A 6594-nucleotide genomic window follows, 5' to 3' on the forward strand; every position below is an offset into this window, starting at 1 on the left:
ATCTTTTGGTAATGCTATGAAGATGGCTCAGGCTGCTCTTTCACAATGGATTGAATTTTTAAAAGCTGAAAATGAAGAAATTCCTGCTCCCAGCACCCACGGTTCCATAAAGGTTGTTGATGATGAAATAGTTTCTTATATTCAGGCAGATATTAGGGATAATCGTGCGGTGAAGCGCACTGTCAGTATTCCCAAATGGATGGATGAAAAGGTCGCAGAGATAGGGCTGAGTCTATCAAAGGTTTTGCAGGAGGCAGTAAGACAAAAAATAAAGAGTATCAATTAGTGCCTGCTCAACAATTCACGTCAGGAAGCAGCGATATGCAACGTTCTTGGCGTGTTTCATAGTTTTGGAAAATTTGCTGGTGTCTTGGCTTATTTCATGATTTGAACAACATATTTTCCCTTCATATTAGGCAGCATTAGCAGCATAGTCTATTCTAAAAAGCAAAATATTAGAATGGTGGTGGAGTACCCTAATGTATTTTGGACCGAAGTGGCAACGACAGGATGCTATAAAAATGCAACACAGGTTTCGCATGAAACCAAACCAAATAATTTGTCTGAGCTTTATCCTGATGATTGGCTTGGGCACCCTGTTGCTGACCCTGCCCATCAGTACCACGGATCATATGGGGCTTCACCCTGTAGATGCCCTTTTTGTATCCACCTCGGCCTCCTGCGTAACGGGGCTGACGGTAACGGATTTGAAGAATGATTTGACCCTCTTTGGCAAGGTGGTCATGCTGCTCCTTATCCAGATAGGTGGGCTGGGGATTATGACTTTGGGTACCTTAGTTGCTCATAGTATGGGATATCGGTTTCGCCTGTCGGAAACCCAAGTGCTGCAGGAATCCCTTAACCAAAACTCCCGAATGGGTATGTTTCCATTGATTCGCCGCATGATACAATACACCTTTGTGGTTGAGGGCATTTTTGCCATTCTCCTGTCCTGGCATTTTTACCCGGAATACGGCTGGGATTGTATCGGCTACGGCATATTCCATTCTGTTTCCGCCTTTTGTAACGCAGGCTTTGACCTGTTCGGCAATTATGACAGCCTGACCAAGCGAGGAGATGACTTCTTTTTGCTGGGCTGCCTGGGCACCCTGATAATACTGGGGGGAATTGGTTTCACGGTTATTCATGATGTGCTGCATAACCACAAATGGCGCAGGCTCACCCTTCATAGCCAGATTGTGCTGGCCACCTCGGCCTTTCTCATTGTGCTGGGGGGTATATTGATATTTTTGGTGGACAGCCAAAATCCCAAGACCTTGGGCAATCTGCCCCTCAGTGAGCAGCTGGCCCAATCCTTTTTCACCTCCATATCCTGCCGTACAGCAGGGTTTAATACCTTTGATTTGGGGGCGGCTACCCAGATCAGCAAGCTGGTAATGATCCTCCTTATGTTTATTGGGGCCTCGCCTCTGTCCACCGGCGGCGGTATAAAGAGCACCACCTATTTCATCGTTATGCTGTCCATGTGGTCTGTGGTCCGGGGAAAAAGGGATAATGTTGTATTTGGCCGCCAGATAAGCAGAAGGCTTCAGGTGCAGGCCTACGCCATTTTTACCATAGCAACTATTTGGGTGGTATCTGCCGGGATTATGCTGTCGGTAATTGACGGTGAGGTTCATCAGCTGGGGGCGGTGATTTTTGAAACGGTTTCAGCCTTTGGCACTGTCGGCATGGGAATAGGTATCACCAACGAATGGGATATGTGGGGGAAGCTGCTGCTGTCCCTGACCATGCTCATGGGCAGAGTGGGGATTTTGACCTTTATAATGGCCGTTATCAAGCAGGAGGAATCCCTGATTAAATATCCGGAAGGCAATATTATGATAGGTTGAGGTACAAGAAAATGGTAAGCAGAAAAAATCAATTTGCAATTCTGGGCATGGGCCGGTTTGGCATAAGCCTGGCCGTAACCTTGGAGCAAATGGGCTATGAGGTTTTGTGCGTGGATGTTGATGAAAACCTGGTCAGCAAATTGGCGGATCAGGTATCGCGAATAGTCAGCTTTGATATACGGGATTCCAGGGCCTTTGACCAGGCTGGTATGGAAAGCTTTGACACGGTTATTATTTCCACCAAAAATCTGGAAGCCAGTCTGATGGCCACCATGCTGTGCAAGGAGCGTAATATTCCGGACATAGTGGTAAAGGCCATTGATGAACGTCATGCTGAAATGGCAAAAAAAATGGGAGCTACCCAAATTGTTTTTTCCGAGCTGGAAATGGCCAAGCGTCTGGCCCTTCATTTGGTGGCACCCAATGTTAAGGATTACATTGAAATTGACGGTGATATTAAAATAATTAACTTCAATGTACCGGAGGAGCTGTGGGGGAAAAACCTGGTGGAGGCCAATCTCCGCGCCCAATTCGGTCTGAATGTCATTGCGATTATTCATGAGGGAAAAACCCTGATTACGCCGCCACCCACCTATGAATTCCATGCAGGAGACAAGATTTTTGCCATTGGCTCCAGTGAGGTATTGGCAAAATTCAAGGAAAAGGTTTTGGCCGGGGAATAATGAGTAAAGAAATAGCCGGAGGCAGGTTACTATCCAATGGATGGCAGCCTGTTTCCGGCTTTTTGTCTTGTATAGGTTATTTATTGGGGGAATTATTATCGTCTGTTTGCACGGGGTAATGGGTGCCGCAGGTTGTACATCTATAGCCATTGGTCCATAAATCACATTGTTGCTGGTAGCTTTTGCAGCGTTCCTCATACTGTTTCTTGTTGGAATGGTAAGCTCGGCCGGCAAAGAATGAGATTGCTCCGCTTACACCGATAATCAGTAAATTTCCTGTTATATCAATACCCATGACTATATCAGCAACACTGCGCAGGGCTGGCAAAAGGAATATCAGGGCAATGAGCAAATAAACGTAGTGCACCACCGGGCTGGAATCCAGCTGTGGTGGCGGGGTGATGTATTTTAGCCGCACAGCATCATTGCTGTGACACTTGGGACAGTAATAGCGGGGCTTACGGGGATTATCAATAATAGGAATGTAGATATTTCTTGTTCTGGGAGTGGCAGCTGGAGGATTATCCACCTTTACACTATCGTCATCCCGCTCATCAAAAAAATCCGGATCGTAATTATCTTCTTCAAAATCGTCACGGTCCATACTGTAGTCATCCCAGATGGCATCATAAGCGTCCTGGCTGTCCTTGTCAAAAGGATCCGCATCCTGCCAGCCCTCTTCCTCACATCCGTCATAGTAATCCTTCCATAAATGGGTGTCCTCAATCCCCATACCGTTCCCTCCCCTCAAGGAATTATGAATTATTATGAGTTTATATTATAACAATAGGAAAATGATGACAATATCTGTGTGGTTGAAAAAAAGGACAATGAAGCTCTTTACAAAAATATTTGACTTAAAAATGTAGTATTATGACAAAAGTTCGGTGTAAAAAGTGTGATGAAACCGCAAAAGTCCGGTGTAAAAAGTGTAGTGATACTACAAAAGTTCATTGTATTTTTTGTGATGAAATGTCATACTGTACTTTAATTAGATGGTGGAGGTGTTGGTATGTACAGAACTGCTATTAAGTTGTTTTTGGTAGACGTTGGTCTTCTTGGGTGTATGGCTGGCCTTAGCCATCGAACCTTGCTGGATGGCAATAGCCTTTTTACAGAATTTAAGGGTGCATTGACGGAGCAGTACGTTTGTCAGCAGTTAAAAACTATTGATGATATAGCGGTGTACTATTACACCAATGACAGAGGCTCCTGTGAAATTAATTTTGTTATCGATACTGGTAATCTGGTAGTTCCGGTGGAAGTAAAGGCAGAGGTAAATCTTCGTGCCAAGAGTTTAAAAACATATAGAGAGAAATTCTCTCCGGAGATTTGTGTTCGCACATCTATGGCAGATTATAAGGAAGAGGAGTGGCTGATAAACCTGCCACTATATGCTGTGGGTCAGGTTGGTGTCATTTGAATCACTTTTTTGCAGCAAACACCTGATTATGATATTGATAAAAGATTTTTTGTAAAAAGGTTTGGTATAATTTTGGAAAGATAAAGAGCGCAGAAAGGGCAGGTTGAAGCGTAATGAAGTTTGATTTTCAAAATAAAGTGGTCGTTGTAACCGGCGGGGCCAATGGTATTGGCAAAAGCATTGCCGATGAATTTCAACGTAGCAATGCAGCTGTTGTGGTAATAGACAAGTCGCCAGGCAATCACTTTGTGGGGGATATTGCCGATAAGAATGTGCTGGAGGAATTTGCCAGTCATGTAATTGATACATACGGGCATGTTGATTACCTTATCAATAACGCTCTGCCGTTGATGAAGGGGATTGACGAATGTACCTATGAGGAATTTGAATATGCTTTGGCCGTTGGCGTTACGGCTCCATATTACCTCGCCAGGCTATTTGCACCTTATTTTAGCAAGGGGGCATCCATCGTCAATATTTCATCCTCCCGTGACAGAATGAGCCAGCCACAGACGGAAAGCTACACGGCCGCCAAGGGCGGTATTTCGGCCCTAACCCATGCCCTGGCCATAAGCCTTGCCGGAAGGGTACGGGTAAACTCCATATCCCCGGGCTGGATTGATACTACCGGCCAAAAATTCACCGGCTCCGATGCCAGTCAGCAGCCAGCTGGAAGAGTGGGAAAGCCCATGGATATAGCCAATGCTGTTATGTTTTTGTGCTCAGATATGGCCGGCTTCATAACCGGGGAGAATATCTGTATTGATGGGGGAATGACCCGGCAAATGATTTATCATGGCGACAATGGGTGGATACTGAATCATGACTAAGTAGGCAATACATAAAGGAGTGTATTAGATAATGGTTAGGGAAATAAATAGGGATATAGAGATACTGAAGATAAAGGCCAGGACTGCCACAAAGAACGATATAACCGGTATTGCCCAAGATTTAGCTGACACCTTACAGGCATACCGCATGACTTGTGTTGGCATGGCGGCAAATATGTTAGGGGAACCAAAGGCAGTAATTGCCATATGTCTGGATGCAGAAAATGGTGCAGGTAATTTTCCTGGTGCCGGCCCTGCTGATATACTTGTAATGCTGAATCCAAAGTACGAAAAACAGTCCGGGAAAACATATATTGCCGAAGAGGGGTGCTTGTCACTTCCCGATAAGCGTGAAGTAAAACGTTCTGAATGGGTGGAAGTAAGCTATCGGGATATGAAATGGCAGAAAAAACGCCAGAAATTTACTGGCCTGCTGGCTGAGATAGTTCAGCATGAAATGGACCATTTGGAAGGCAAAATTATATAAGGTGGGCAAAGAAATGATTAATTATGCCTATATCTATTGTACATATGATATTTGTTCACATTGTTATGAATAAGTAAATGCCTGTTCGTAAAAAAATGGAACTGGCATTTTATTAAACTGTATCCATGGGATATAGCTTGATATAATTCTTTATCTTTAAAGGTGATAAATATGTTTTTATATGATAATGGACCACAAACACTTGCTTTTGCCAGCACAGAAAATATAAATGAGTATTTTAGACGTTATATTGTAGATGTTATTGGGAACTCTGAGAAAACCTATTACAAATATATACGCGGGTTAAAAAGAATATCTGAATATATGAAAGAAATGGGGTTGGTCAAGGAGTCCATATATGAACTTGGCAGTATTGAGCAGCTGGATTTTGCGTGGAAAATGTTAAACACAAATGAAGAATTTGTAGCTCTTAATACCAGAGGACATCATATGTATAGTGCAGGATATAGACACTATCACAAATTTGCTGTAGGTGAACTGTTCAGCCGCTTCTCAGAAAAAGAAATTGTAAAGATGGATGTACCAGTAGTCTGTGAAAAGCCTGTGGTAATGGAATATAAAATATGGAAGCGGTCTGGGATATTACGTACTCAAACTGTTGAATTAGCAGGTTATCAGTGTGAAATAGACCATGGTCACAGTACTTTTATCGCGGAGAGCACAAATAAGCAATATATGGAAGCGCATCATATTATTCCGCTTCAGCACCAGGAAAAATTCAAGAATAGTCTGGATGTGTATGCTAACTTGATTTCATTATGCCCTATTTGTCATCGTAAAATACATTTGGGTCTGCGGGATGACCGACGCTGCATGGTGGATGAATTATATGAAAAACGTAAAGAACGCCTTGTTAATTGTGGCTTTATACTGGGGAAAGAGGAATTTGAGGATATAATTTTATCTGATTAAGTATGATAATAAAGAAGTTTTAGTGTTCAATAATATCACTACATGGCAAAAGCCTATCAATTCAAATTTATAGTTGAAAAACAAATATATGTTCTGTATAATAATAGCAACGAATATATGTTTATTTTATAGTAAGGAGGATTATTTGTTATGGCTCATGTATATATTGCAGTTGCTATGGAGCGAGGAGATAGAAGTACAAAAACATGTGATTGTGCTGTTATCAATGAGCTTTATGAGCACGTTCCGGACATGTTTGATTATGTAGATGAAGAAACTTTGGAGCGTTATGATGTAAAGACAATTAAAGAACAAAAGGATATTTTGTCTGTAAGCGTCAAAGTTTAAGTCGTCTTCCCGCCAGCCCTTTCTCGTGGCATAATAA

At 42.8% G+C, this 6594-nt stretch carries 8 protein-coding genes and 1 pseudogene; 8 read left to right on the plus strand and 1 reads right to left on the minus strand.

The features are described 5' to 3' along the window. The 3 genes and pseudogenes from Q0Y54_RS10860 to Q0Y54_RS10870 all read left to right on the plus strand — a co-directional run. Positions 1 to 286, plus strand: a pseudogene (locus tag Q0Y54_RS10860) (hypothetical protein); the annotation flags it as partial. Positions 287 to 479: 193 nt separating this feature from the next. Further along, complete coding sequence (locus tag Q0Y54_RS10865; protein WP_297967668.1) at positions 480 to 1853, plus strand: TrkH family potassium uptake protein; 1374 nt, start codon at positions 480 to 482, stop codon at positions 1851 to 1853. 11 nt (positions 1854 to 1864) lie between these two features. Continuing rightward, positions 1865 to 2536: a TrkA family potassium uptake protein gene (locus Q0Y54_RS10870; RefSeq protein ID WP_297967671.1), complete on the plus strand. Its 672-nt coding sequence runs from the start codon at positions 1865 to 1867 to the stop codon at positions 2534 to 2536. Positions 2537 to 2612: 76 nt separating this feature from the next. Here Q0Y54_RS10870 and Q0Y54_RS10875 read toward each other — a convergent pair whose 3' ends face one another. After that, positions 2613 to 3269: a hypothetical protein gene (locus Q0Y54_RS10875; RefSeq protein WP_297967674.1), complete on the minus strand. Its 657-nt coding sequence runs from the start codon at positions 3267 to 3269 to the stop codon at positions 2613 to 2615. Positions 3270 to 3548: 279 nt separating this feature from the next. Here Q0Y54_RS10875 and Q0Y54_RS10880 point away from each other — a divergent pair, with 279 nt between their 5' ends. From Q0Y54_RS10880 to Q0Y54_RS10900, 5 genes are all read left to right on the plus strand, one after another. Then, positions 3549 to 3959 carry a DUF4143 domain-containing protein gene (locus tag Q0Y54_RS10880; RefSeq protein ID WP_297967677.1) on the plus strand — a complete coding sequence of 137 codons (411 nt, stop codon included), beginning with the start codon at positions 3549 to 3551 and terminating at the stop codon, positions 3957 to 3959. A gap of 113 nt (positions 3960 to 4072) precedes the next feature. Further along, positions 4073 to 4789 (plus strand): SDR family oxidoreductase, encoded by a 717-nt coding sequence (locus Q0Y54_RS10885; protein ID WP_297967679.1) that lies wholly within the window; start codon positions 4073 to 4075, stop codon positions 4787 to 4789. 31 nt (positions 4790 to 4820) lie between these two features. Next, positions 4821 to 5276, plus strand: coding sequence for a peptide deformylase (locus Q0Y54_RS10890; protein ID WP_297967682.1), 456 nt, complete (start codon positions 4821 to 4823; stop codon positions 5274 to 5276). Between the two features lie 171 nt (positions 5277 to 5447). Then, on the plus strand, positions 5448 to 6209 hold the full coding sequence (locus Q0Y54_RS10895; RefSeq protein WP_297967684.1) for an HNH endonuclease: 762 nt from the start codon (positions 5448 to 5450) through the stop codon (positions 6207 to 6209). A 150-nt stretch (positions 6210 to 6359) separates the two neighbouring features. Then, positions 6360 to 6557 carry a hypothetical protein gene (locus tag Q0Y54_RS10900; RefSeq protein ID WP_297967687.1) on the plus strand — a complete coding sequence of 66 codons (198 nt, stop codon included), beginning with the start codon at positions 6360 to 6362 and terminating at the stop codon, positions 6555 to 6557. The last annotated feature ends 37 nt before the right edge of the window (positions 6558 to 6594 follow it).

The sequence above is a fragment of the uncultured Anaerovibrio sp. genome, assembly GCF_947302755.1.
GTDB lineage: Bacteria > Bacillota > Negativicutes > Selenomonadales > Selenomonadaceae > Anaerovibrio.